A 24,243-nucleotide genomic window follows, 5' to 3' on the forward strand; every position below is an offset into this window, starting at 1 on the left:
TATTGAACTAAGTCTTCTTTATAAAACTAATTAATTTAATAACGAAAAGATGAAATGGGGAATGATGATGCGTTATTTAACATCAGGTGAATCGCATGGAAAACAATTAACGACTATTATTGAAGGTCTTCCTGCTCGTATGCCTCTACTTAAGAAAGATATTGATGAATCATTATTACGGAGACAAAAAGGGCATGGTCGTGGAAGACGGATGCAAATTGAAAAAGATTTAGTTGAAATTACAAGTGGTGTTAGACATGGATATACTTTAGGCTCACCAATTGCCTTAGTCGTCAATAACGATGATTTTAAGAGCTGGGTAAATATTATGGGTGAAGATCCGGTGGAAGAGGATGAAAAAATTAGAAGGGTTGTTACTCGTCCAAGACCAGGTCATGCTGACTTAAATGGTGCGTTAAAGTATGGCCATCGCGATATGCGTAACGTATTAGAACGATCTTCTGCAAGAGAAACGACTGTACGTGTTGCAGCCGGAGCTGTTGCTAAGATTTTATTAAAACAACTTGGCATTGAAGTGGTTGGGTACGTAAAAGAGATTGCTGGCATAAGGGCGAAAGAAATTGATACCTTGTCGGTTCAGGAACGATTTGATATTTCAGACGCTTCTCCTGTTCGCGTACTTGATAAAGATGTAGAACAAGAAATGATGGATCGAATTGACCAAGCGAAAAAAGATGGCGATTCGATTGGTGGAGTTTGTGAAGTATATGTAGAAGGAATGCCAGCAGGTGTAGGCTCTTATGTCCATTATGACCGAAAATTAGATGCGAAACTAGCAGGAAGTGTGATGAGCATAAACGCATTTAAAGGAGCGGAAATTGGGATCGGTTTTGAAGCCGCGAGAAAAAATGGTAGTGAAGTTCATGATGAAATTGCATGGAATGAAGAAAGAGGATACTACCGTAAAACAAATCGTCTAGGTGGGTTTGAAGGTGGAATGACAACAGGAATGCCAATTGTCATAAAAGGGGTTATGAAACCAATCCCAACGTTATATAAACCGTTACAAAGTGTTGACATTGATACAAAAGAACCGTTTAATGCAAGTATTGAACGTTCAGATTCTTGTGCAGTACCAGCTGCTGCCGTTGTCATGGAACATGTCATTGCCTTTGAATTAGCAAAAGCAATTACGGAACAGTTCCCTAGCGATCAATTTCCACAACTGAAAAAAGCGATTGATGCATACCGTGAAGAAATAAGGTGTTTTTAATGAATGAGCTTGTCGTTCATACCTCTACTCATTCCTATAACATATATATCGATGAACAAATCCGTTACCAGATTAGCAAGTTTATTGCTAACGATTATTCATCTATATTCATTATTTCCGATGATCAAGTAGCCCCATTATATTTAGACGATATAATGACGGGCATAGAAACTGAACGAATATTCCATACTGTCATCCCAAGCGGAGAGGCTTCTAAAAACATTGATCAATATTATCGACTTCAAACAATTGCAATGGAAAAAAAGTTAGATAGACGTTCTTTAATCATTGCGCTTGGTGGCGGGGTAGTCGGTGATTTAGCGGGATTTGTTGCCGCAACTTTTATGCGTGGAATTGATTATATTCAAGTTCCAACGACTATTTTAGCGCACGATAGTAGTGTTGGAGGAAAAGTCGCAATTAACCACGAACTCGGTAAAAATATGATCGGTAATTTTTATCCACCTAAGGCCGTTATTTACGATGTGAATACATTAAAAACGTTGCCAGATCATGAAATTCGTTCAGGATATGCAGAATTAATAAAAGAAGCTTTCATAGCGAATGCTGAGTTTTTACAGCAATTATTACCACTTACATTAGCGACAATTTCGAATGACCAATTAAAGGATCATTTATTTCAAGGCGTAAAAATTAAAGCTGATATCGTTGAAAAAGATGAAAAAGAATTGAATATTCGAAAATTTCTAAATTTCGGGCATACATTAGCACATGCGTTAGAGGCCGAACTAGGTTATGGAAAGATAACGCATGGAGAAGCAGTTGCAATCGGTATGTTATTTGCACTAAAAATTAGTGAACATAAATATAATAAATCATTATATTATGACCAGTTATTAAACTGGTTACAAGGAAATAATTATCCATTATCATTATTTCATACTGGGATAGACCAGTTAATTAATGCGATGAAATTGGATAAAAAAGCACAATACCAGCAAATTCAAATGGTATTGCTTTCTAGTATTGGGAAACCCGTCGTAGTGAATCTTACAGACGATGAACTTCATTCATATTTACAATCATTCAAGAAGGAGTTGAGTGCCCCGTGATTCGAGGTTTTAGAGGCGCAACAACCGTAACAAAAAATGATGAAGCAGAAATAATGAAAGAAACAAAAAAGCTTGTTGTTGAAATGGTTGAAGTAAATAATATTGAACCATCAGAAATTTCGCATGTTTTATTTTCCGTAACAGATGAATTAAATGCAGGTTTCCCAGCAAAAGTGGCAAGACAAATGTCCGGTTGGACACATGTACCTGTAATGTGTATGAAAGAAATCGATGTTCCAAACAGTTTAGAACGGTGTGTACGAGTGATGTTGGTTGCAAAAACAAATTTGCAGCAAGATGAAATAATCCATGTATTTTTAAATGATGCAGTAAAGTTGCGACCTGATCTAATTCAAAAAGAAGGTGAGTAGATGATTGGTAAAGAAGTACTAAATCAATTAACCGCATATAAACAGGGTATGCAAATACAAGAAGTGAAAAGAAAATATCAAATCGACAAAATTGTCAAGCTTGCTTCAAATGAAAATCCGTATGGCTTTTCCAAACAAGTGTCTACATTTTTTTCATCGATGGAACAAGAATTTGAAATCTATCCTGATGGCTATGCTTACGATCTACGTGTAAGCCTTGCCGAAAAATTGAAAGTGAACGAGTCGCAATTAGTATTTGGCGGTGGATCAGACGAGGTAATCACACTTATTTGTCGTGCTTTTCTACATGAAGGGACAAATACAATTATGGCGGCACCGACATTTTCTCAATATCGACATCATGCATTAATCGAAGGAGCCAAATTAAAAGAGGTTCCTACCGTTAATGGAAAGCATGATTTACCTAAAATGGCTCAGGCAATCGATGAACAGACGAAAGTTGTTTGGTTATGTACGCCAGATAATCCAACAGGTGAAATGATTGTCAAAGAGCAATTTGAAGCCTTTATGCAGCAATGTCCTCGTGACGTAATAGTTGTCGTAGATGAAGCGTATTACGAGTTTGTTGCTAAAGAAAACCAATTTGATTTAAATAGAAATTTAGCTCAATATGATAATTTAATCGTATTAAGAACATTTTCCAAAATATATGGATTGGCCGGATTACGAGTTGGTTATGGAATCGCAAACGAGACAATCGCTGAAAAATTAAATATTGTTCGTGGGCCATTTAATGTCTCATCTATCGCACAACGAGCAGCAGTAATTGCTTTAGATGACGAGCAGTTTGTTCAAACAACAAAAAAATTAAATGATCAAGTGAAGCAAGCGTTCCAACAATTTTTAGATGAAATCAATTGGAAATACTATGAAACTCATACGAATTTTATTTTAGTAGAAACACCAATTGATGCGGATGAAGCATCCCTTTATTTATTAAAACATGGATTTATCGTACGTCCAGGTACCTTATTAGGCTATCCGGATACGATGCGAATCACTATTGGAAAAGAAGAAGATATGTTACAACTTCAAACGATTATTAAAAAGATGCAAGACGAAATTAGATAATGAGGTATCATAATGAAACGTAAAATATTAGTTGCTGGATTAGGATTAATTGGCGGTTCGTTAGCGAAAGCCATGCAACAAGAAGATGAAAATTATCTTATAGGATATGATTTAAATGAAGAAACCCTTCAAATCGCATTAAATGAAAAAATTATCGATGAATCATACACAGATCTTGAAGAAGCGGCCAAGGGGGCTGAAATTATTATTTTGGCGGCCCCCATTTCTGAAACGATTAAATTAATGAAACAGATAGATCAAATCGTTTTTGATCATGATGTCATCATATCAGATGTTAGCTCTGTTAAAGGATCAATTTTAAAAGTTGCCAATGAGTTAACAAATAAACGAATTACTTTCATTGGTGGACATCCGATGGCAGGTTCACATAAAGCAGGTATTTATGCGGCAAGAGAACATCTATTTGAAAATGCAATTTATGTTTTGACACCAACTAACTCTTGCTCTAACGAAAAAGTGGATGAGTTAAAAAAAGCATTACAGCCAACGAAAAGTAATTTTATTATCTTACAACCTGAGGAGCACGACGAGATGACGAGTGTTATCTCTCACTTTCCACATTTAATCGCTTCTTCCCTCGTTCATCAAGCAAGAAAGTGGGAACAAGTGCATCATTATTTACCAGAACTTGCAGCTGGTGGTTTTCGGGATATTACTAGAATCGCCTCAAGTAACCCGAAAATGTGGCAAGATATTTTTGCCCATAACGGTAATAAAATGTCCCGCTTATTGCAAGACTGGATTAATGAAATGGTTACCTTAAAGGAATTTTTGGATAAAAATAGTAAAGAAGAAATGATTAGTTATTTAGATCAAGCAAAAAAATATCGTGATGGGCTAGGAGAGAAGAAAACAAGAGGAGCTTTACCATCTTTTTACGATATTTACGTCGACATAAAAGACCAGCCTGGTGCGATTGCTTCTGTTGTCCAATTACTGGCTACAGAAAATATTAGTATTAGAAATATCCGCATTTTAGAAATACGTGATAATATTCATGGTGCGCTTAGACTTAGTGTACTGAATCAAGCCGACCAGCAAAAAGCATTTGCATTGTTACAGAACAATCACTTTGACGTTACAATTGAACCTTAACTTTTCAGAAGGGAATGGATAAGTTGAAAGACAGAACATTTCAACCTTTGGAGCGGCCAGTTGTCGGTGAAATGAACGTACCAGGGGATAAATCTATTTCACACCGAGCAGTAATGTTCGGCTCCATGGCAAAAGGGAAGACTGTTATCGATAATTTTTTAGATGGGGAAGATTGTTTGCATACCATTGATATATTTCGTCAAATGGGGGTGCGAATAAAACAATCTGGATTACATGTTGTCATTGAAAGTGATGGGGTGGAAGCATTCCAAGAACCGACTGCTCCACTCTATTTTGGTAATTCTGGTACGACTGCTAGATTAATGTTAGGAATATTACCAGCGTTACCGTTTTTTACTGTCATGCATGGCGATCCCCATTTAACGATCCGACCGATGGAAAGAGTAGTGACTCCACTTAAATTGATGGGAGCACAAATGGATGGTAGAAAAGAAGGGAATTATTTGCCCATTGCAATAAAAGGGGGAGTATTAACAGGTATCCATTATGAACTACCTGTAAAAAGCGCCCAAGTTAAATCTGCTGTTCTTTTAGCTGGTTTATTTGCGGAAGGTGAAACAACGGTCATTGAACAAACAAAAACGAGAGATCACACTGAAAATATGTTACGCGCATTTGGAGCTGATATTGTTTCGAACGAAAATACAATAACAGTCACGAATAAACGTAAATTACGGGCGACAGATGTTACTGTCCCTGGAGATATATCATCGGCAGCTTTTTTTATCGTTGCAGCAGCAATCGTTCCGAATAGTTATTTAACATTAAAAAATGTTGGGTTAAATGAAACGCGAACAGGTATTATCGATATATTACTTGAAATGGGAGCCAACATTACGATTGAAAATAAACGAGAAATTAGTGGTGAGATGCTCGGAGACATTACTGTCCGTTACACAAAACTAAAAGGGGTCATAGTAGAGGGAGATATTATTCCGAGATTAATTGATGAAATCCCAATTATTGCACTTCTAGCAACACAAGCAACTGGGTCAACAGTCATTAAAAATGCCGAAGAGCTCCGAGTAAAAGAAACGGATCGGATCCACGCGGTTGTTACAATATTAACGACTTTAGGTGCGAAACTAGAAGAGACAGCAGATGGGATGATAGTTCACGGTGATACAAAATTACAAGGTGGTTCGATTGCAAGTTATAGTGACCACCGAATTGCCATGATGGGAGTGATTGCTTCCCTTATTAGTGAAGGATCGGTCACAATAGACGATGTGTCATCGATAGCTATTTCCTATCCTGCATTTTTTGATGACTTAGCAAAAGTGACGAAAGAGAGATAGTAGAATCTGCAAAAAGTAGATTCTATTTTCTTTTCCTTCGTGAACTAAAAAATAATGAAATAGAGAGGATGGATGACATATGGATAAAATCGAGCAAGCGACCGAGTGGATGAACGATGGAAAAGTAGATGAAGCGATAGAACTTTTACAACAAATGATTCCAACAGCTTCAGACGATGAGAAATTTATGATTGCAGAAAATTTCTATGACTGGGGATTTTTTGAGGAAGCGATCGTTTTATTGGAACAATTAGTAAAAAAATATCCAAAAGAGGGTCAGCTATTAACGAAATTAGCTGAAATGTATATTGAGTTGGAAAAAGATGAAATAGCCATTCACTTATTAAATGATATGGAAGAAGAAGACCCCTTTTACATTCAGTCATTAATCCATTTAGCCGATCTCTATCAAGCACAGGGATTATTTGAAGTATCCGAACAAAAGTTATTAGAAGCTAAAAAACTCGATCCTGACGAAATAATCATTGACTTTGCCTTAGGTGAATTATTGTTTTCAATCGGTCAATCAAATCGGGCGATTCCTTTTTATGAAAAAGTTTTACGCCAAACAACAGAAGTAAATCATATTTCTATCACCGAACGTCTTGCTGAATGTCATGCAACGATCGGTCATTATGAAGAAGCTTTACAATTTTACAATAAAATAGAGAATGAACATCCAGATACTTTATTTAAATATGGTTTTACAGCTTATCAGCAAAATAGAAACGATATTGCCATAAACGTTTGGAAACGTCTTATTGAATTAGATCCTTATTATCATTCTGTATATGTCGAATTAGCAATGGCCATGAAAGCGGAAGGGCTTATGGAAGATGCGTATGAAACAGCAAAGCAAGGCTTAGTATATGATCAATTTAATAAAGAGTTATTTTATTTAGTCGGGCAATTAGCACTTCAATTACATGATGAAGCAGAAAGTATCGAACATTTAAATAAAGCGATTGATTTAGATTATGATTATAAAGAGGCAATCGTAGCATTAGTGCAATTGTATGAAGACAAAGAACAATATTCGCAAATTATTGAGTTACTTACAGGTATAAAAGAGTCAGGCGTAGAAGATCCGATATATGATTGGGAGCTAGCGAAAGCATTAGCGAAAGAGGAACGATATAAAGAGGCATTAACTGCATATAATAATGCTAGTGAACACCTTACTTATGATAGTGAGTTTTTAAAGGAATATGGGTACTTTTTAACAGAGGAAGGACTAATTAAAGATGCAATTCAAGTTCTAACGAAATATTTAAAATTAGATCCATTCGATGAGGAAACTCTTTCATTTGTAGAGCGTTTAAATCTTTCAATAAATGAATAAAGTATGATACGATTATTTAAGTACTCAACTTTCGGACCAATAAAATAAACTCAAACAGTTCGTTTGTATAAGTTTAGAACGCTTCTAATTCATATTCTTGATGACCTTGGTGGAATAAGTTTTCCCCAAAAATTAGGACTACGAATCCTTATCCTGACATGGATTGGTTGTTTTTACATACTAGATATAAACTGCGTAGTAACTTAGGATAGCAATTGTCAGACCGCTTTTAGCCGACCAGGAGTCTCCGTGTATTTCCTTCGCTCAGGTGGGTGTTGTCACTCATTACGGTTATTTCTGGGTGTAATTACATTATTATAATTCACCTTAGGTATAGTTGATTGGAGCGTAGGACAGTCGACTCCTGGGACTGCACTTCCGTTCGTCCCACCGTAAAGATTTGCGGGAAAGCAAATGTTCTTCGATGGGGCGAGCATTTAGCGCAGTCCCACGAGTCTGAAGACCCCACAGGAAGTGGTTTTTTTCCGAGAAGGCTGAAGCCGTGCCCGCGGAAAGCGACTGTCCGTAGCGGAAAATCAACGGTGCTGTGACTGGGTTCTACTCGAAATATCAAATGAAGTATTGCGTTGTTTATGTAAAGTGCGTGGCAAAAAGCAACGAATTTTTACTGAAAAGGAGTTGAAATGACGATGAAGATTCCTGTTTCAATTCAGCATAAAAAAGATTTCTTACAATGGTTTATTCAACATTGTAAAATAGAAAGGCATGAAATGAACTGGTTTTTAAATGATTTGGTTGAGGATGAGCGAGCACTTTTTTATGTTCATTTTGTCCAAGATATTGAGTATTGCCCAAAGGGAATCATCATTTCAGCCTCACATTCCAAGGAAATATCTTTTTTATTTTTTAAAGGAAATGTGCAGACAGAAGATGTTTATACTGCTTATCATGAGCTTCAATTATATCAGGATGAGGCGATTTATTTTCAAGTGAATTTTCCTCGTAGTGAAGGAAATGAGCTATATCAATCTGTATTAGAAGACGATATAAGTGTGCTACAACAAACAAAAATAGTTACCGAAGAATTGTTATCACATTCTTTACTAGTAGGCAGGAAGCGTTTCCTTGAAAAAGAAATTAATAAAGCATTAGAAAATAATGATTATGAAAAATTCATGTATTATTCAGCACAATATAAAGAGGTTTATTAACAAAAACATCATAGTGCGTGTTCAAAAATTACGATAAAGCATCATTTTGTTGGACTTTTTGAATATACTCTAATATTTTTTATTTATTTGTTTCATACTAACTAGTAGGAAAGGAAGTCATTTATTTGAAATGGTTTAGTGAAGATTTAACAAAATATATACAAGCAAAAGAGTATATAGATACGGTTATTATACCACTTCAAGCTTTTCATCTATCAGAAGATAATTCATTAAAAAAAGACGCCTTTCAAAGAGAAGTATTATCTATTTATGCACGGGAAATTGAAAAAGAATTAAGTGGGCGGATTTTACTAACACCTACTTATAATTATTTGAAGTTTTCGGACATAGATCGTGAGGTAAACAGATTAAATGAATGGTTAAACGATATCGGAAACCAACCATTTAAAACCGTATTTGCGATGACATTTGATAACTCCTGGAAAAAGATCGAAAAAGAACTAGATTGTCATTTACTTTGGTTGCCTGGGATAAAATCGGGTAATATAAAATCAGAGGAAACACTTAAAGTAATTAGAAGTCAAGTGGAGCAAATTAGTGAATTAATTCGATCTTATTGGTAAGTAGTTAGTTCCAGAAAACGTAGCATACGTTAAAGAAAACACACCGATTGACAAGCCGATAGGCGATGACAGAGGTGATGTTGCACTTATGTAAGTAAACTAGCGGGGAGCTAGTTTATCCCGAATCGGTGAAAGCCCCCTAAAGGCGCGCTATGCACGAGGTTGATTACAACTGTTCGTCCGGGCTCGCCAGCCGCCTTAGGAATGCGCGAAGTATATTTACGGAGCGGGGTAATACGCAGCTAACATTGTTCGGATTTTTCTTTAGCAAAAACAATTTTGTCCAGTCTCTATCTGCCAATAATAGGACAAGTTTTATCTAAAATCAAAATCTTTGTTACAAATTGTATTAATAATTGACCATGTCCTTAGTTTAAGCTATTATGGAAATGTCCTAGTAATAATTTATTAAAAAATTTGTCCGTGATTAAACGAATAAGAGGGGGGAAAACCATGAGCGACAAAAACAATCAAGTATCCCGTAGGCAGTTTCTGAACTATTCATTAACTGGTTTAGGAGGATTTATGGCTGCTGGTATGCTTGTACCTATGTTACGGTTTGCTGTAGACCCAGTGCTACAACAAAAATCTGCAATGGGAGACTTAGCAAACGTTGGTCTTTCTGTTGACGATATTACGGAGGAACCTCAACGTGTCGACTGGGAAGTTGAACAAGTTGATGGTTGGTATGAGTCTAATGTTAACCGAACTGCATGGGTATTCAAAGATGAAAATGGTGATATTCAAGCATTTTCCCCAGAGTGTAAACATTTAGGTTGTTTTGTTTCTTGGGAAGGCAGTGAAGATTATCCAAATGAATTTTTCTGTCCATGTCACGATGGTCGCTATTATAAAGATGGTACGAACGTGCCACATACACCGCCACTGTCACCATTGGATGTGTACGAGCACAAAGTTGATAACGGAATATTGTACCTTGGCGAACCAAAACCACGAGAGGAGGCATAATAAGGGATGATCCAAAAATTATATGATTGGATAGACGAACGGATAGATGTAGCTCCTATTTGGCGGGATATTGCTGACCACGAAGTACCAGAGCATGTGAACCCAGCATATCATTTCTCGGCTTTCGTATATTGTTTCGGGGGGCTTACTTTCTTCGTTGTTGTCATTCAAGTATTATCAGGAATGTTCCTAACGATGTATTATGTTCCTGATATTGAAAACGCATGGAAGTCAGTTTATTACTTACAAAGTCAAGTAGCTCATGGACAAATTGTTCGTGGAATGCACCATTGGGGTGCAAGTGTTGTTATAGTTATGTTGTTATTACATACGATGCGAGTCTTTTTCCAAGGAGCATATAAAAAACCACGTGAATTAAACTGGATGGTTGGAGTTCTAATCTTTTTTGTTATGCTTGGACTTGGATTTACAGGATACTTATTACCGTGGGATAACAAAGCATATTTTGCTACACAGGTTGGACTTGATATCGCAAACCAAGTTCCGTTTATCGGGCCGGAACTTAAGACATTGTTAGCTGGTGACCCAAAAATCGTTGGTGCACAAACATTAACAAGGTTCTTTGCAATTCATGTGTTTTTCTTACCTGGCGCATTATTTGCCCTACTAGCAGTACACTTTATTTTAATACGTAGACAAGGTATTGCTGGACCACTATAAAAAGGAGGGAAAGCTGTGAAAAAAGGTAAAGGGATGCGTTTTGTCGGAGATTCGAGAATTTCTGCAGACAAAACGTCAACGGTACCTAAAGATTACTCGGAATATCCTGGTAGAACGGAAGCTTTTTGGCCAAACTTTTTATTAAAAGAATGGCTAGTAGGATCTGTATTTTTAGTTGGCTTCCTTTGTGCAACAATTGCTGCACCAGCTCCTCTAGAAGGAGTGGCGGATCCTACAACTGCTGGTTATATACCGTTACCAGACTGGTATTTCTTATTCTTATATGAATTACTTAAATATGATTTTGCGAGTGGACCTTATATTTTATTTGGAATACTAATTTTACCTGGTTTGGCTTTTGGTGCATTATTACTCGCTCCATTTCTTGATAATGGACCAGGTAGAAGACCACCAAATCGTCCAATCGCTGTTGGAATGATGTTGTTAGCATTAGCTTCTGTTTTCTGGTTAACATATGAGTCAGCTTCGAAAGTTGATTGGAAAGAGAAAGCTGAAGCGAATAAACCAATTCCGCCATCTGATTTAGTGATTGACACAGACGATCCTGGATATGCTGTATATGAAAATAGCTGTATCGGATGTCATGGTGATTCCTTAGAAGGTGGAGCAGCAGGACCTTCTTTAATTGGTATTGAAGAAACACCTGAAGAAATTTCAAAAATTGCTGTAGAAGGAATTGGTGACATGCCTCCAGGTATGTTCACTGGTACTGATGAAGAATTAGAACAGCTCGTGGAATTTATTATGTCTGTAAATGAAGAAGCAGCTGAATAATGCTAAAAGCACCTTTGCCGTACATTTTTAGGTAAAGGTGTTTTTTTATACTATTAAAAGAAGGTGTACTTTGTGAATTTGAACTATTTACTTTTACATAGACAATTTTTACTTTTTTTATTTATCGTCAATTTACTAGGAACTATTTATGGTTATATATGGTATAAAAGTCAATTACTCATTACACCAATCATCTTTCTTCCGTTTGTCCCTGATAGTCCAACAGCAAGTTTATTTTTTACGATATTTTTACTTTTTTTCATTTTTAATAAAAACGTTCCATATATCGAAGCATTGGCAATTACGTCATTGTTTAAATATGGAATTTGGGCTGTTGTTATGAATATTTTTACATTAATAGTTGAAGGCTCTTTAAGTTGGCAAGGCTATATGTTAATCGCTTCACACGGTGCAATGGCAATCCAGGGATTACTCTATGCCCCTTATTATGCAATTAAATTAAGACATCTAACAATCGCGGGAATTGTGCTTCTTCATAACGATATTATCGATTACGTTTTTGGTATGATGCCAATTTACTCATCATTAACAGATTATATGAATCAAATAGGCTATTTTACTTTTTGGCTATCTGTTTTTACGATCTTTATAACGTATCGGATAACGATCCATAACAAGTTTAACTCCCATTAATGTTGATCAAGTTTTCATATATCAATTATCACCTACATATATTTAATGTTAACTGTGATTTATTGTGGGGTGATCTCTATTCATTTTTTTAGAAATAAATTAATGCTTTTTATATGCACTCTCGTAATAGGGGTCATAATTATTTTATTTAGTCTAATTCAATTGAATCATGCCTATGCGAATGTAGGTCAAAGAGAGGAACATTATTCCATAATCATCGTACCCTTTTATTGGTTAATCTTGATCATCGGAGGCATTATCATGATTACATTATCTTATGTAAGTTGGAGAAAATATAGGGGAGATAAAAAGAGAAAGAAAAAGCAGAAACCAAATAATTGACATGTCTTTAGAATTTGACTATTATTGACTATATAGAGACTACACTATGATCAAGCATTAAATGGAGGAGTAATCGATGACATTAGGAGCATATTTAATCTATTTTGCTTTATTGATGATCTTACCGCTATGGGCACAAATGAGAGTAAAAAACACGTACAATAAATATTCAAAAGTTGCTACTTCGTCGCACATGAAAGGAGCACAAGTTGCTCGAAAAATATTAGATGACAATGGGTTATATGATGTTCAAATTGAAGAAGTAAAAGGGATGCTTACAGACCATTATGATCCACGGAAAAAGGTCGTTCGTTTATCAAGTGGAAACTTTCACGGGCAGTCGATGGCATCATCAGCTGTGGCAGCACATGAAGTTGGTCATGCGATTCAAGATGCCGAAGAATATGCCTTTTTAAAGTTTCGCTCTTCTTTAGTACCTGTTGCATCATTTGGTTCAAATGCAGCAATATTTATCATAATTGCAGGGATTATACTCACTAGGCCAAACCTAATTCTTTTAGGAGTTATCTTTATGGCGGCAGCAGTCTTGTTTCAACTTGTAACATTACCTGTTGAATTTAACGCCTCTAGCCGTGCAATGGATCAACTTGTTGTCACTGGCATTATTCAGAACAATGAAGAACGAGAAACGAAAAAAGTATTAAATGCCGCAGCGTTAACGTATGTCGCGGCAGCACTCGTCGCAGTAGCAGAATTAATGCGATTTATCTTAATATATTTATCAAGTAGGGATTAATCAAAGAGGCTGGGACATAACTAAAACGACCATATCGAAAGACGAATAATGCATTACCTTAGCGGAGGAAATATACGTAGACTCCTGCCGGAGGGAAGGCATCGGTGAGACCCCACAGTGCGTCAGCACGAGGAGGCTCACCAGCCGCCCGCGGAAAGCGAAGTATATTTCCAGAGCGGGTTATATGCAGCTACCATTGTTCGGGTTTTTCTTTGGTGAAAACACTTTTGTCCCGGCCTCTTTTCACCTTTACGGATTAAGTGGCTGTTTCTTATCATCTAATGTAAATCCTTCGCCCATGACTTCGTGGACGGTGCTTACTGCAACAAATGCATGTGGATCTACATGGTTAATAATGTTTTTTAATTTAACAATTTCATTTTTTCCGACAATACAATATAAAACAGGTTGTTGTTCCCCCGTAAAATTCCCTCTACCACTTAAAACGGTAACCCCTCTATCCATTTGTTGATTGATGATGTCAGCAATCTCTTTATACCTTTTCGATATAATCGTAGCTCCTCGTGCTGAATAAGCACCTTCTTGGATAAAATCAATCACTCGTGCTCCAATATAAACAACGAGTAACGTATACATTCCTTCCACAATTTTTAAATATGTAAAGATGGAAGTGGCAATGACGACAAAATCAAAAATAAACATCGTCCGTCCCATACTCCAACCGATATATTTATTAACGATCCTAGCAATAATATCAACGCCACCAGTTGTTCCGCCATAACGGAAAATGATTCCTAGACCGACTCCGATAAAAACCCCTGCAAAAAGTGCCGCTAACGTCATATCAGACTGCAGATCAATCGTGAATGGCTTTAATTGAAAGATACTTAAAAAGATCGAAACTGCAAATGTTCCAATTAATGTATAGAGAAAAGTGATTCTTCCAAGTAATCTCCACCCAACAAAAAATACCGGGATATTTAAAATAATATTAGTAATAGCAGGGTTTAAATCCCAAACGAAATAAAGTAATAAGGTTATCCCCGTGAATCCACCTTCTCCAAGATGATTTTGCATATTAAAATGTACGATCCCAAAGGAAAAAATTGCCGCACCGATTAAAATAAAAAAAATGTTTTTGATTCTTAGTCCAAACATACAATCTCTCCTTTTTAAGCCGTTCTAAATTAGTATAGTAAAATTATGCTAACTATACAATGATAAGATTGTTCTTTAACAGCTAAATAATTTGTCAAATCATGTACTTTTAGCTAACATAAATATAAAGTAAACTTGGATCAGTATGGAATTTCGACACACAGGACGTGCTAGGGCAAATGCCTGAGACAATGTTTTTCGATGGGTGGGGCGAGCGTAAGCGCAAATGTTTTCGATGGGACGAGCATGAAGCACAGTCCCAAATGCACTTCGATCGAACGAGTAAGCGCAGTCCCAGGAGTACTTAGTTTGCTTCCTTTCTCCATCTGGACCTTAGTTACACTTATTTCGGAGCTTGGCAAATAAATAGATGATGATTTATTTATTTGCATAAGTGCAACATCACTTCTGACTTCGCTTCTAGCTCGTCCGTCAGCGTGTTTGCTTTAGCGGAACTTAATCTCCCGTCTATAATTGAGGGAGTCTTAGTAACCCCGCGGAAATAAATTAATGATGATGTAAGGAGAATTTATGAAAAAAGAGCGGATCTATTCGACAAAAGAAATGGAACATGAAGTGGATCAATATATTTCTCAATTTAAAGAAGGTTATTTTTCTCCACTTGCATTAATGGCACGACTGTCAGAAGAAGTTGGGGAATTAGCAAGAGAAATAAATCATACATACGGGGAAAAACCGAAAAAATCAACCGAAGAAATAAAAACAATTGAAGAAGAGATTGGAGATATTTTATTCGTCTTAGCTTGTATGACTAATTCTTTAAACCTTGATTTATCGGAAGCTTTTCATACTTCCATTACGAAAATTAATACGAGAGATAAAGACAGATGGACAAAAAAAGAGTAATATTATTTTGTTGCACGCATTTAAGGAGGAACATTTCAACATGACAATCAATATCGTATTAGGTGGACCAAGAGGGAAAATGGGAACAGAGGCTATTAAAATGATGACAAATGAACCTCATTTTCAATTAGTCGCTTGTATCGATCGAAAAAATAATGGGAAAACATTACATGATATCCAGCATATTTGTGATGAAAACATTCCTATTTTTGATGATGCAGCGTCTTGCTTTCAAGAAATAAAAGCAGATGTGTATGTCGATTTGACTGTCCCACAAATTGGCTTTGAATATGCAAAATTAGCTTTAGAGCATCATATTTGCTCTGTCATAGGAACTTCTGGTTTTTCCGAGGAACAAATAGATGAATTATCAATCCTTGCAGAGCAAAATAAAACTGGTTGTATTATTGCGCCAAATTTTGCTTTAGGTGCCGTTTTAATGATGTTATTTTCAAAAATGGCTGCTAAGTATTTTCCAGATGTTGAAATCATTGAAAAACATCATGATAAAAAAATTGATGCACCATCGGGAACTGCGTTAAAAACGATTGATTTAATCAAACAATCCCGTACTTCCAAAATTCAAGGACATCCCGATGAATATGAAATAATTGAAGGAGCAAGAGGTGGGGATGTAGATGGAATTCGTGTGCACAGTATGCGTCTTCCGGGATTAGTTGCTCATCAAGAAATTGTTTTTGGTAGCAAAAGTCAACTACTAACGATTAAACATGACTCTTTTCATCGTGAGTCTTTTATGGACGGATTGAAGCTTGCGATTGAAAAAGTTACTCATATGCAAAAACTTGTCTACGGATTGGAACATGTATTGGATGTAGAATAAAGACAGATATGAAACAAAGTGAACATTAAATTATAAATGATCGGTGGGGATTCGGGTGAACATTGCATTAATAGCACATGATAAAAAGAAAGATGATATGATAGAGTTTAGTATTGCATATAAACACGTTCTAGAGAGACATACATTATATGCAACAGGTACTACTGGAAAGTTAATCGAACAAGCGACCAATTTGTCGATTACGAAGTTTCAATCTGGACCATTAGGTGGGGATCAGCAAATAGGATCTCTTGTTGCTAGTAATGAAATGGATATCATTATTTTTTTTAGGGATCCATTAACGGCGCAACCACATGAGCCAGATGTTAGTGCATTGATGAGATTATGTGATGTCCATTTAATCCCTTTAGCTACCAATATTGCCGCAGCAGAAATTATCATCCTTACACTTGAACGTGGCGACTTTACATGGCGAACGATTATGAAAGATCGCCAAAAAAAGGATGCAGCTGAATGAAAATTGGAATTACTTGTTATCCAACGGTCGGCGGCTCAGGAATCATTGCAACAGAACTAGGTAAACTTCTTGCTGAAAAAGGCTATGAGATTCATTTTATTACATCAAGTTTACCTTTTCGTTTAGATTGTATCAATCCCGAAATTTATTATCATGAGGTAGAAATTAGTCATTACCCGGTGTTTCAATATCCACCATATGATTTAGCATTAGCCGCAAAAATGGCGGAAGTAATTGATAGGGAAAAACTAGATATTTTACATGTACATTATGCAATGCCACATGCCATTAGTGCAATCTTGGCAAAAGATATTGCTAAACATCCCGTAAAAATTGTAACGACATTGCATGGAACTGATATTACTGTGCTTGGGATTGATCGAACATTTAAACGGATGATCGCATACGGAATTGAAAAATCTGATGCCGTTACAGCTGTATCCCATGATTTAGTAAACCAAACAATTCGTCAATTACATGTAGATAAAGATATTGAAGTTATTTATAATTTTGTTAATGAAAAAGAATATGTTAAAAAAGACCGAGCATTTATTAAAGAGCAATATGGTATTCAAAAAGATGAAAAAGTCATTATTCATATATCAAATTTTCGTAAAGTAAAAAGAATACAAGATATTATTGAAACGTATTCTATGATCGTTAAGCATATAAAAAGTAAGCTCATTTTAGTTGGGGATGGACCCGAATCTCAAACAGCTTTTGAAATAGTCCAAAAGTTAGGTTTACAAGATGATGTATTATTTTTAGGGAGACAAAAAAATATTAGTGATTTATTATCTATTTCTGATTTAAAATTGTTAATGTCCGAACAAGAAAGTTTTGGCTTAGTTTTACTGGAAGCAATGGCTTGTGAAGTTGCAACCATTGGAACAAATATTGGCGGAATCCCGGAAGTTATCGTCCATGGTGAAACGGGCTTTCTTGTGGAGATTGGGGATACAAGTCAGGCAGCCGATTATGCTATCCAATTACTTTCAGATCCAGATTTATTACGTCGCTTTTCACAAGCAGCTTTAAAACGGGCAAAAACAATGTTTTATTCGGACGAAATTGTAGATCAATATATTGCATTATATGATAGGTTACTTGAAAATTGAAGATTAGGTGGATATTATGTTAACAGATGCTTTTAAACGAGCAGTGGTCATTCTTGAAACAATTGAATCAAAGGGGTATGAAGCATATTTTGTCGGTGGCTGTGTACGAGATTTTTTATTAAAGCGAAAAATAAAAGACATTGATATTGCAAGTTCAGCCCCCCCGACAGTGATTCAGCAACTATTTGATAAAGTAATACCAGTAGGAATTGATCATGGGACAGTCATTGTTAGATATGAAGGTATATCATATGAAATAACCACGTTTAGACAAGACGGAACCTATTCAGATCAAAGACATCCAGATGATGTAACATTTATTTCAACGATTGAAGAAGATCTGAAGCGGCGTGACTTTACGATGAATGCAATAGCGATGGATAAAAATGGTGCCATGATTGATTTATTTGAAGGAAAAAGCGACTTAAAAAAACAAATTATTCGCTCTGTTGGTGATGCGAAAAAACGATTTAAAGAAGACCCACTGCGGATTATTCGGGCACTACGATTTTCAAGTCAATTAGGATTTTCTATTGAAACAAACACATTAGCGCAAATGAAACAATTAAATAAGGAAGTGGAAACGGTAGCAATAGAAAGGCTAACAAATGAATGGACAAAGTTATTTCAAGGTACGTTTGTCCAACATAGTATTGCCTATGTGATCGATATTGAAATCGATCAATATATGCCGATTTTCAAAGAGAACCGTTCATTGTTACAGAACCTTCCACATCCATTAACTCCTTTTCACTCGTTTGCAGATGTTATCGCCTTTTTTCATTATTTGGATCCGTCTATTCATATTCAAACGTGGGCAAAGGAATGGAAATGTTCAAATGACATAAAAAATAAAGCAATAAACCTTTATGATGCGCTCATTTACTATGAGGAAAATGGAGTCGATAATTTACTTGTTTATCGTTTACAACAAGCATACTTCCGGCCTTTTCTACAGTTACTTAAAGTTATATGGAAAGATACGGAATCAACGTTAACATTGTTACAAAATAAAAAAGAGTGTTTAGCAATTCAATCTAGGAATGAACTAGCTATAGATGGTCATGATGTAATGAAAATGTTTCCGAATAAAAAGCGAGGACCATGGATGAATAGGATCATAGAACAGGTGGAGCAAGAAATTGTGTTTAATCGTTTACACAATACAAAAATAGCTATAAAGGAGTGGATAAGATGTCATCCACCCGAAATAAATTAATTCAACTTTTATCTACACATAAAGAATCGTATATTTCCGGTCAATTTTTATCCGATGAACTTAATATTTCTAGAAGTGCTATATGGAAACATATGAACGAATTAAAAAAAGATGGATACGAAATTGAAGGGAAAGCTAAAAAAGGATACCGAATTATTAGTTATCCAAATAAATTAAGTGAAAATACCCTTTCTTGGGGTTTAAACACCGAATGGTTAGGACAGACAATTATTCATAAAGAGTCAACTACTTCTACACAGCGAATTGCCCATGAATTGGCATTGAATGGAGCGAAACACGGAACAATTGTTATAGCTGATGAACAGACGAAAGGGAAGGGAAGGATTGATCGTGCTTTTCATTCCAATAACGGAAAAGGTATTTGGATGAGTATGATCTTACGACCGAGTATTTTACCTTTTTTAGCACCACAGCTAACGTTATTAACTGCAACAGTAATCGCAAATGTGATCGATGATTATGCTAATATTAAGCCACAAATAAAATGGCCAAATGATATTTTAATCCACGGGAAGAAGATGACTGGTATATTGACCGAAATGCAAGCAGAACAAGATCAAGTCCTTTATGTGATCGTTGGAACGGGAATAAATATTAACCAGGCGAAAGAAGATCTACCCGAAGACATCCAAAAGAAAGCAACTTCTTTACAAATTGAAACAGGGAAACATTGGGATATGCTTCCAATGATCCAGCAAATATTACGAACTTTTGAAAAAAAATATAGTAATTATATTAATCATGGTTTTCAAGATGTGAAACAAACGTGGGAAAATTATGGTTTTAGAATGAATGAACGATTACAAATAAAATCAGGTAAAGAAGAATGGGAAGGAATCTTTTTAGGTATCGCCGAAGATGGGGCATTACTTGCTAAAAAAGATGATGGTAAAATAGAAAAAGTATATTCAGCCGAGATTTCTTGGTTCTAAGGAGGAGCTAATCCAAATGTTAAACGTAGTTGATTTTCAGCGAATGAAGCAAAAGAAAGAAAAAATAACGATGATCACCGCCTATGATTATCCCTCTGCCAAACATGTAGAAGAGTCAGGTACCGATATAATTTTAGTTGGTGATTCACTCGGTATGGTCGTTTTAGGATACTCATCAACTACCCAAGTAACGTTGACAGATATGATACATCATGCCAAAGCTGTAAGGCGTGGCGCAAAAGAAACATTTATTGTCGTTGATATGCCATTTATGTCCTATCATGCTTCACTGGAACAATCAATCATTAATGCGACAAAACTTTTTCAAGAAACAGATGCACAAGCAATTAAACTTGAAGGAGCATCAGAAGAAACTTTAGCTTTAATTAAACAAGTAACAGCTGGTGGTATCCCTGTAGTCGGACATTTAGGCTTAACTCCTCAAACGGTTAATGTCTTAGGTGGTTACCGTGTCCAAGCTAACGATGAAGAGGCGAGTCAAAAATTACTTGAAGATACAAAACGATTAGAAGAAGCTGGTGCTGTTGCCATTGTCTTGGAATGTATTCCTAAAGAAATCGGACAAGTAGTTACAGATGAGCTTCATATTCCAACAATTGGAATTGGGGCAGGTGCTGATTGTGACGGGCAAGTATTAGTGTATCATGATTTATTACAATATGGGGTCGGTAAATTGCCTAAATTTGTTAAAACGTACGCAAACTTTAATTTATACGGAACCCAAGCACTACAGAACTATGTAAAAGACGTACAAACAGGACAATTTCCACAAGAAGATCACACATATACAATGAAACGCAAAAGTATTTTACCAAAAGCATAAAGTAGGTAGTAAACATGAAATTGATACGTACTGTACAAACTATAAGAGAACAAATAAAAAAGGCAAGGGATAAAAAAATTGGCTTTGTTCCAACAATGGGTTATTTGCATGATGGACATTTATCTTTAGTGGAACAAGCTAAAAAGGAAAACGATCTAGTCGTGATGAGCATCTTTGTTAATCCACTTCAATTTGGACCGAATGAAGATTTTGAACGTTATCCTCGTAATGAACAAAAAGATGCTAAAGTTGCTAAAGAAAAAGGTGTCGATATATTATTTATGCCATCCGTTGAAGAAATGTATCCAGAAGACATGAGCATACAAATGACGATAACGAATGGTACGGATGTATTATGCGGTAGCTCAAGACCGGGACATTTCGATGGTGTTGCTACCGTCTTGACGAAATTATTTCATCTTATTCAACCGACAAGTGCATATTTTGGCTTAAAAGATGCACAACAATTTGCGATTGTGAATACGCTCGTTTCTGAAATGAATTTTCCCCTTTCATTAATTGGGCTCCCTACTGTTAGAGAAACTGATGGACTTGCCAAAAGTAGTCGAAATGTTTATTTAACAGACGATGAGAGGAAGGAAGCGGTCGCTTTGTATGCAAGTCTACAACACGCCCAAAAATTAATAGTTGACGGATTGAATAATCCTGCTACTATTATTATGGAAGTAAAAAAAGTGATAAAAAATCGTACTAAAGCTCGTATTGATTATGTCGATATTCTAAATTACCCTAATCTACAGAAGATTAACGTGATGAATGGACAAGTGATAATCGCAATAGCAGTTCAATTTACACATGCACGTTTAATTGATAACATCATCCTTTCTGCAAATGGAGAGCGAGTAGATAGATTAGTACAAGGGGGTTAATGGTTAAATGTTTCGTACAATGATGAAATCTAAAATTCATCGTGCCCGTATTACAGATGCAAATTTAAATTATGTTGGAAGTGTGACAATTGATCAAGATATTTTAGACAAGGTCGATATATTGCCAAATGAGAAAGTTCAAATTGTCAATAACAACAATGGCGCTAGACTGGAAACATATGTCATTCCTGGCGAACGTGGAACAGGCATTATTTGTTTAAATGGAGCAGCAGCAAGGCTTGTTCAAAAAGATGATATTGTTATTATTATTACTTATGCATCTTTTTCTGAAGACGAATTACGTGCTCATCGACCAAAAATTGCCATTATGAATGAAAGAAATGAAATAGAGCAGTTCATTGAAGAAGAACCACCGCTAACTGTTTTATAAAAAGGTTCCTTCAGAGTCGATCAATAAAAAAGCAGAGAATATATGACCTCTGCTTAGTTGAAAATCGTTGATTAAGGCTACACTCCTGTGCGTAGAGCACGGGATTCCTTTCCTTTTTGTATGAAGGCGAAAGGGAGCTATTTCAACGATTTTTCGCGATTTCTTAAGTCAACTTTATAGTAATTTTTTAAAAAATAATGGTATAAAAAAGACGAATACAATACAATAGATATATCGGTTAAAATTTGTGTAGAAAATGGACTTGATAAAATGAAAGAAAAACTAAAATGGATTAGTTGGAAAAGAGTAATAATCATATGTACGCTTATTTTATTCATCTTTTTAATTATTTACTTTATTTCCTTCCTTCGGTATATTGATGATAGTAAATTAGTAGATTTTGATGCAACAGAGCAAATCATTTATGATAAAACAGATCTGACAGCAATTGATGATGCTTATCATTTTCAAGAAGAAAACGAGTACCATATCGTTTTCGGACATGATTCAGATGGAGAGGAATGGATTGCTTTTGTTCCTTTGTCCAAAAAAACGATCAAAAAAGATGACATTGTCGTCATCCGTGCAGATTCTGTTTTGACGAGGGAGCAAATTGAAAATAATTGGTTAAAAGAGTGTAAGCAATGTACATTAACGGGGTCAACTCCAGCAATGATTAATCAACAACCGCTTTGGGAATTATCCTATACAGATAATGCTAATCGATATGTCATTGAATATGTTTCACTAAAAGATGGTACAACTTATGAACAAATGCGATTGATTAGAAAGTATAATACGAAAGGTTGATGTCAATGGAATTATCACACAGAGTACAATCATTAACACCTTCCTCCACTTTAGCCATTTCTGCAAAAGCGAAGGAATTAAGAGATATGGGACATGATGTGATCGGTTTAGGTGTAGGAGAGCCGGACTTTAATACACCAGCTTATATTATTCAAGCAGCAAAAAAAGCGATGGATGAGGGTCTTACGAAGTATACAGCTTCAGGTGGCATTATCGAACTTAAAAAGGCAATCATTGAAAAATTTACGAATGATCATCAATTAGCATATACGACTAATCAGGTAATTGTGACAACAGGTGCTAAATATGCGCTATATGCTTTATGTCAAGTTCTCTTAAATGATGGAGATGAAGTAATTATTCCAACCCCATATTGGGTTAGTTATCCTGAGCATGTAAAGCTTGCGGGCGGAGAACCTGTTTATGTGGAAGGGTTAGAAGAAAATGATTTTAAAATTACAAAAGAGCAATTAGAACAAGTGATTACTAATAAGACAAAAGCACTTATCATCAATTCTCCAAGTAACCCAACTGGAATGATGTATTCGAAAGACGAATTACAAGCACTTGGTGAAGTGTGTATCAAACATAATATTTTAATCATCTCAGATGAAATATATGAAAAGTTAATTTATTCAGATGATGAGCATATTTCCATTGCTCAACTTTCAAATGAACTGAAAGAACAAACAGTCATCATTAACGGGGTAAGTAAGTCACATGCAATGACTGGCTGGCGTATCGGTTATGCGGTAGGCCCAACAAACATTATCAAAGCAATGACAAATCATGCTTCCCATGCAACATCTAACCCGACATCAATTGCACAATATGCAGCTTTAGAGGCATATGCAAATAAAAGGGAAAATGAAAAAATAAATGCTGAAATGAGGGAAGTATTTTCAGCAAGGCTTGATGCATTTTACGAATTGATCCAGTCAATTCCCGGTATCACTTGCGAAAAACCAAAAGGGGCCTTTTACATTTTCCCGAATGTTATAGAAGCTGCTAAATTAAATGGCTTTCAAACAGTTGATGAATGGGTGACAGCATTACTAGAAGAAGAAAAAGTTGCCTTAGTTCCAGGGTCTGGTTTCGGGGCACCAAATAATGTACGTTTATCGTATGCGACATCCATGGAACTGTTAGAAGAAGCGGCAAAAAGAATTAAACGATTTGTCTTAAACAACCAGTAAAAAAAGACATCAA

The 24,243-nt window shown here is 35.8% G+C and carries 27 protein-coding genes; 26 read left to right on the plus strand and 1 reads right to left on the minus strand.

Annotated features, from left to right (window positions below; genetic code table 11):
- Window positions 1–67 precede the first annotated feature (67 nt).
- From aroC to DFR56_RS06290, 15 genes are all read left to right on the plus strand, one after another.
- On the plus strand, window positions 68–1,234 hold the full coding sequence (gene aroC / locus DFR56_RS06220; protein ID WP_110394572.1) for a chorismate synthase: 1,167 nt from the start codon (window positions 68–70) through the stop codon (window positions 1,232–1,234).
- Window positions 1,234–2,307 (plus strand): 3-dehydroquinate synthase, encoded by a 1,074-nt coding sequence (gene aroB, locus DFR56_RS06225; protein WP_110394573.1) that lies wholly within the window; start codon window positions 1,234–1,236, stop codon window positions 2,305–2,307. Before aroC ends, aroB begins: the two co-directional genes overlap by 1 nt.
- Window positions 2,304–2,678: a chorismate mutase gene (aroH, locus tag DFR56_RS06230; RefSeq protein ID WP_110394574.1), complete on the plus strand. Its 375-nt coding sequence runs from the start codon at window positions 2,304–2,306 to the stop codon at window positions 2,676–2,678. Before aroB ends, aroH begins: the two co-directional genes overlap by 4 nt.
- Window positions 2,679–3,770: a histidinol-phosphate transaminase gene (gene hisC / locus DFR56_RS06235; RefSeq protein ID WP_110394575.1), complete on the plus strand. Its 1,092-nt coding sequence runs from the start codon at window positions 2,679–2,681 to the stop codon at window positions 3,768–3,770.
- Window positions 3,771–3,782: 12 nt separating this feature from the next.
- Window positions 3,783–4,886, plus strand: a complete 1,104-nt coding sequence (locus DFR56_RS06240) for a prephenate dehydrogenase (protein WP_207519642.1) — start codon at window positions 3,783–3,785, stop codon at window positions 4,884–4,886.
- Between the two features lie 23 nt (window positions 4,887–4,909).
- A complete protein-coding gene (aroA, locus tag DFR56_RS06245) occupies window positions 4,910–6,205 on the plus strand; it encodes a 3-phosphoshikimate 1-carboxyvinyltransferase (protein ID WP_280523444.1) in 1,296 nt (431 codons plus the stop codon).
- Between the two features lie 79 nt (window positions 6,206–6,284).
- Window positions 6,285–7,547, plus strand: a complete 1,263-nt coding sequence (locus DFR56_RS06250; protein WP_110394578.1) for a tetratricopeptide repeat protein — start codon at window positions 6,285–6,287, stop codon at window positions 7,545–7,547.
- Between the two features lie 644 nt (window positions 7,548–8,191).
- Window positions 8,192–8,719, plus strand: coding sequence for a YpiB family protein (locus DFR56_RS06255; protein WP_110394579.1), 528 nt, complete (start codon window positions 8,192–8,194; stop codon window positions 8,717–8,719).
- A gap of 125 nt (window positions 8,720–8,844) precedes the next feature.
- Window positions 8,845–9,303 carry a DUF2487 family protein gene (locus tag DFR56_RS06260; RefSeq protein ID WP_110394580.1) on the plus strand — a complete coding sequence of 153 codons (459 nt, stop codon included), beginning with the start codon at window positions 8,845–8,847 and terminating at the stop codon, window positions 9,301–9,303.
- A gap of 453 nt (window positions 9,304–9,756) precedes the next feature.
- The gene (locus DFR56_RS06265; protein WP_110394581.1) at window positions 9,757–10,272 is read left to right on the plus strand and encodes a QcrA and Rieske domain-containing protein; all 516 of its coding nucleotides are present in this window, start codon (window positions 9,757–9,759) and stop codon (window positions 10,270–10,272) included.
- 6 nt (window positions 10,273–10,278) lie between these two features.
- A complete protein-coding gene (gene qcrB, locus DFR56_RS06270) occupies window positions 10,279–10,953 on the plus strand; it encodes a menaquinol-cytochrome c reductase cytochrome b subunit (RefSeq protein ID WP_110394582.1) in 675 nt (224 codons plus the stop codon).
- A gap of 15 nt (window positions 10,954–10,968) precedes the next feature.
- Window positions 10,969–11,748, plus strand: a complete 780-nt coding sequence (locus tag DFR56_RS06275; RefSeq protein ID WP_110394583.1) for a menaquinol-cytochrome c reductase cytochrome b/c subunit — start codon at window positions 10,969–10,971, stop codon at window positions 11,746–11,748.
- Window positions 11,749–11,820: 72 nt separating this feature from the next.
- Window positions 11,821–12,402, plus strand: coding sequence for a lipoprotein heptaprenylglyceryl N-acetyltransferase LhaT (gene lhaT, locus DFR56_RS06280; protein ID WP_244916434.1), 582 nt, complete (start codon window positions 11,821–11,823; stop codon window positions 12,400–12,402).
- Between the two features lie 102 nt (window positions 12,403–12,504).
- Window positions 12,505–12,744, plus strand: coding sequence for a sporulation protein YpjB (locus DFR56_RS23685; protein WP_278250632.1), 240 nt, complete (start codon window positions 12,505–12,507; stop codon window positions 12,742–12,744).
- A gap of 76 nt (window positions 12,745–12,820) precedes the next feature.
- Window positions 12,821–13,501: a zinc metallopeptidase gene (locus DFR56_RS06290; RefSeq protein ID WP_110394586.1), complete on the plus strand. Its 681-nt coding sequence runs from the start codon at window positions 12,821–12,823 to the stop codon at window positions 13,499–13,501.
- 249 nt (window positions 13,502–13,750) lie between these two features.
- Here the strand turns inward: DFR56_RS06290 and DFR56_RS06300 are convergent, their stop codons facing one another.
- A complete protein-coding gene (locus DFR56_RS06300; protein WP_110394587.1) occupies window positions 13,751–14,620 on the minus strand; it encodes a YitT family protein in 870 nt (289 codons plus the stop codon).
- Between the two features lie 531 nt (window positions 14,621–15,151).
- Between DFR56_RS06300 and DFR56_RS06305 the strand changes: the two genes are divergently transcribed.
- The 11 genes from DFR56_RS06305 (at window position 15,152) to DFR56_RS06355 (ending at window position 24,230) form a co-directional block, all read left to right on the plus strand.
- Window positions 15,152–15,487, plus strand: coding sequence for a nucleotide pyrophosphohydrolase (locus DFR56_RS06305; RefSeq protein ID WP_110394588.1), 336 nt, complete (start codon window positions 15,152–15,154; stop codon window positions 15,485–15,487).
- 40 nt (window positions 15,488–15,527) lie between these two features.
- Entirely contained in the window at window positions 15,528–16,331 is an 804-nt protein-coding gene (gene dapB / locus DFR56_RS06310; RefSeq protein ID WP_110394589.1) for a 4-hydroxy-tetrahydrodipicolinate reductase, read from the plus strand.
- A gap of 55 nt (window positions 16,332–16,386) precedes the next feature.
- Window positions 16,387–16,809: a methylglyoxal synthase gene (gene mgsA / locus DFR56_RS06315; protein WP_110394590.1), complete on the plus strand. Its 423-nt coding sequence runs from the start codon at window positions 16,387–16,389 to the stop codon at window positions 16,807–16,809.
- Window positions 16,806–17,927, plus strand: a complete 1,122-nt coding sequence (gene bshA / locus DFR56_RS06320; protein ID WP_110394591.1) for an N-acetyl-alpha-D-glucosaminyl L-malate synthase BshA — start codon at window positions 16,806–16,808, stop codon at window positions 17,925–17,927. The genes mgsA and bshA overlap by 4 nt, the downstream gene beginning before the upstream one ends.
- A gap of 16 nt (window positions 17,928–17,943) precedes the next feature.
- Window positions 17,944–19,146, plus strand: coding sequence for a CCA tRNA nucleotidyltransferase (locus DFR56_RS06325; protein WP_110394592.1), 1,203 nt, complete (start codon window positions 17,944–17,946; stop codon window positions 19,144–19,146).
- Window positions 19,122–20,099 (plus strand): biotin--[acetyl-CoA-carboxylase] ligase, encoded by a 978-nt coding sequence (locus tag DFR56_RS06330; RefSeq protein ID WP_110394593.1) that lies wholly within the window; start codon window positions 19,122–19,124, stop codon window positions 20,097–20,099. The genes DFR56_RS06325 and DFR56_RS06330 overlap by 25 nt, the downstream gene beginning before the upstream one ends.
- 16 nt (window positions 20,100–20,115) lie before the next feature.
- On the plus strand, window positions 20,116–20,943 hold the full coding sequence (gene panB / locus DFR56_RS06335; RefSeq protein ID WP_110394594.1) for a 3-methyl-2-oxobutanoate hydroxymethyltransferase: 828 nt from the start codon (window positions 20,116–20,118) through the stop codon (window positions 20,941–20,943).
- A 14-nt stretch (window positions 20,944–20,957) separates the two neighbouring features.
- Complete coding sequence (gene panC, locus DFR56_RS06340) at window positions 20,958–21,833, plus strand: pantoate--beta-alanine ligase (RefSeq protein WP_110394595.1); 876 nt, start codon at window positions 20,958–20,960, stop codon at window positions 21,831–21,833.
- A gap of 7 nt (window positions 21,834–21,840) precedes the next feature.
- Window positions 21,841–22,224: an aspartate 1-decarboxylase gene (gene panD, locus DFR56_RS06345; protein ID WP_110394596.1), complete on the plus strand. Its 384-nt coding sequence runs from the start codon at window positions 21,841–21,843 to the stop codon at window positions 22,222–22,224.
- Window positions 22,225–22,494: 270 nt separating this feature from the next.
- Window positions 22,495–23,034 (plus strand): cell wall elongation regulator TseB-like domain-containing protein, encoded by a 540-nt coding sequence (locus DFR56_RS06350; protein ID WP_110394597.1) that lies wholly within the window; start codon window positions 22,495–22,497, stop codon window positions 23,032–23,034.
- Window positions 23,035–23,039: 5 nt separating this feature from the next.
- Entirely contained in the window at window positions 23,040–24,230 is a 1,191-nt protein-coding gene (locus DFR56_RS06355; protein ID WP_110394598.1) for a pyridoxal phosphate-dependent aminotransferase, read from the plus strand.
- Window positions 24,231–24,243 lie beyond the last annotated feature (13 nt).

The organism is Pseudogracilibacillus auburnensis (assembly GCF_003201975.1).
Lineage (GTDB): Bacteria > Bacillota > Bacilli > Bacillales > Amphibacillaceae > Pseudogracilibacillus > Pseudogracilibacillus auburnensis.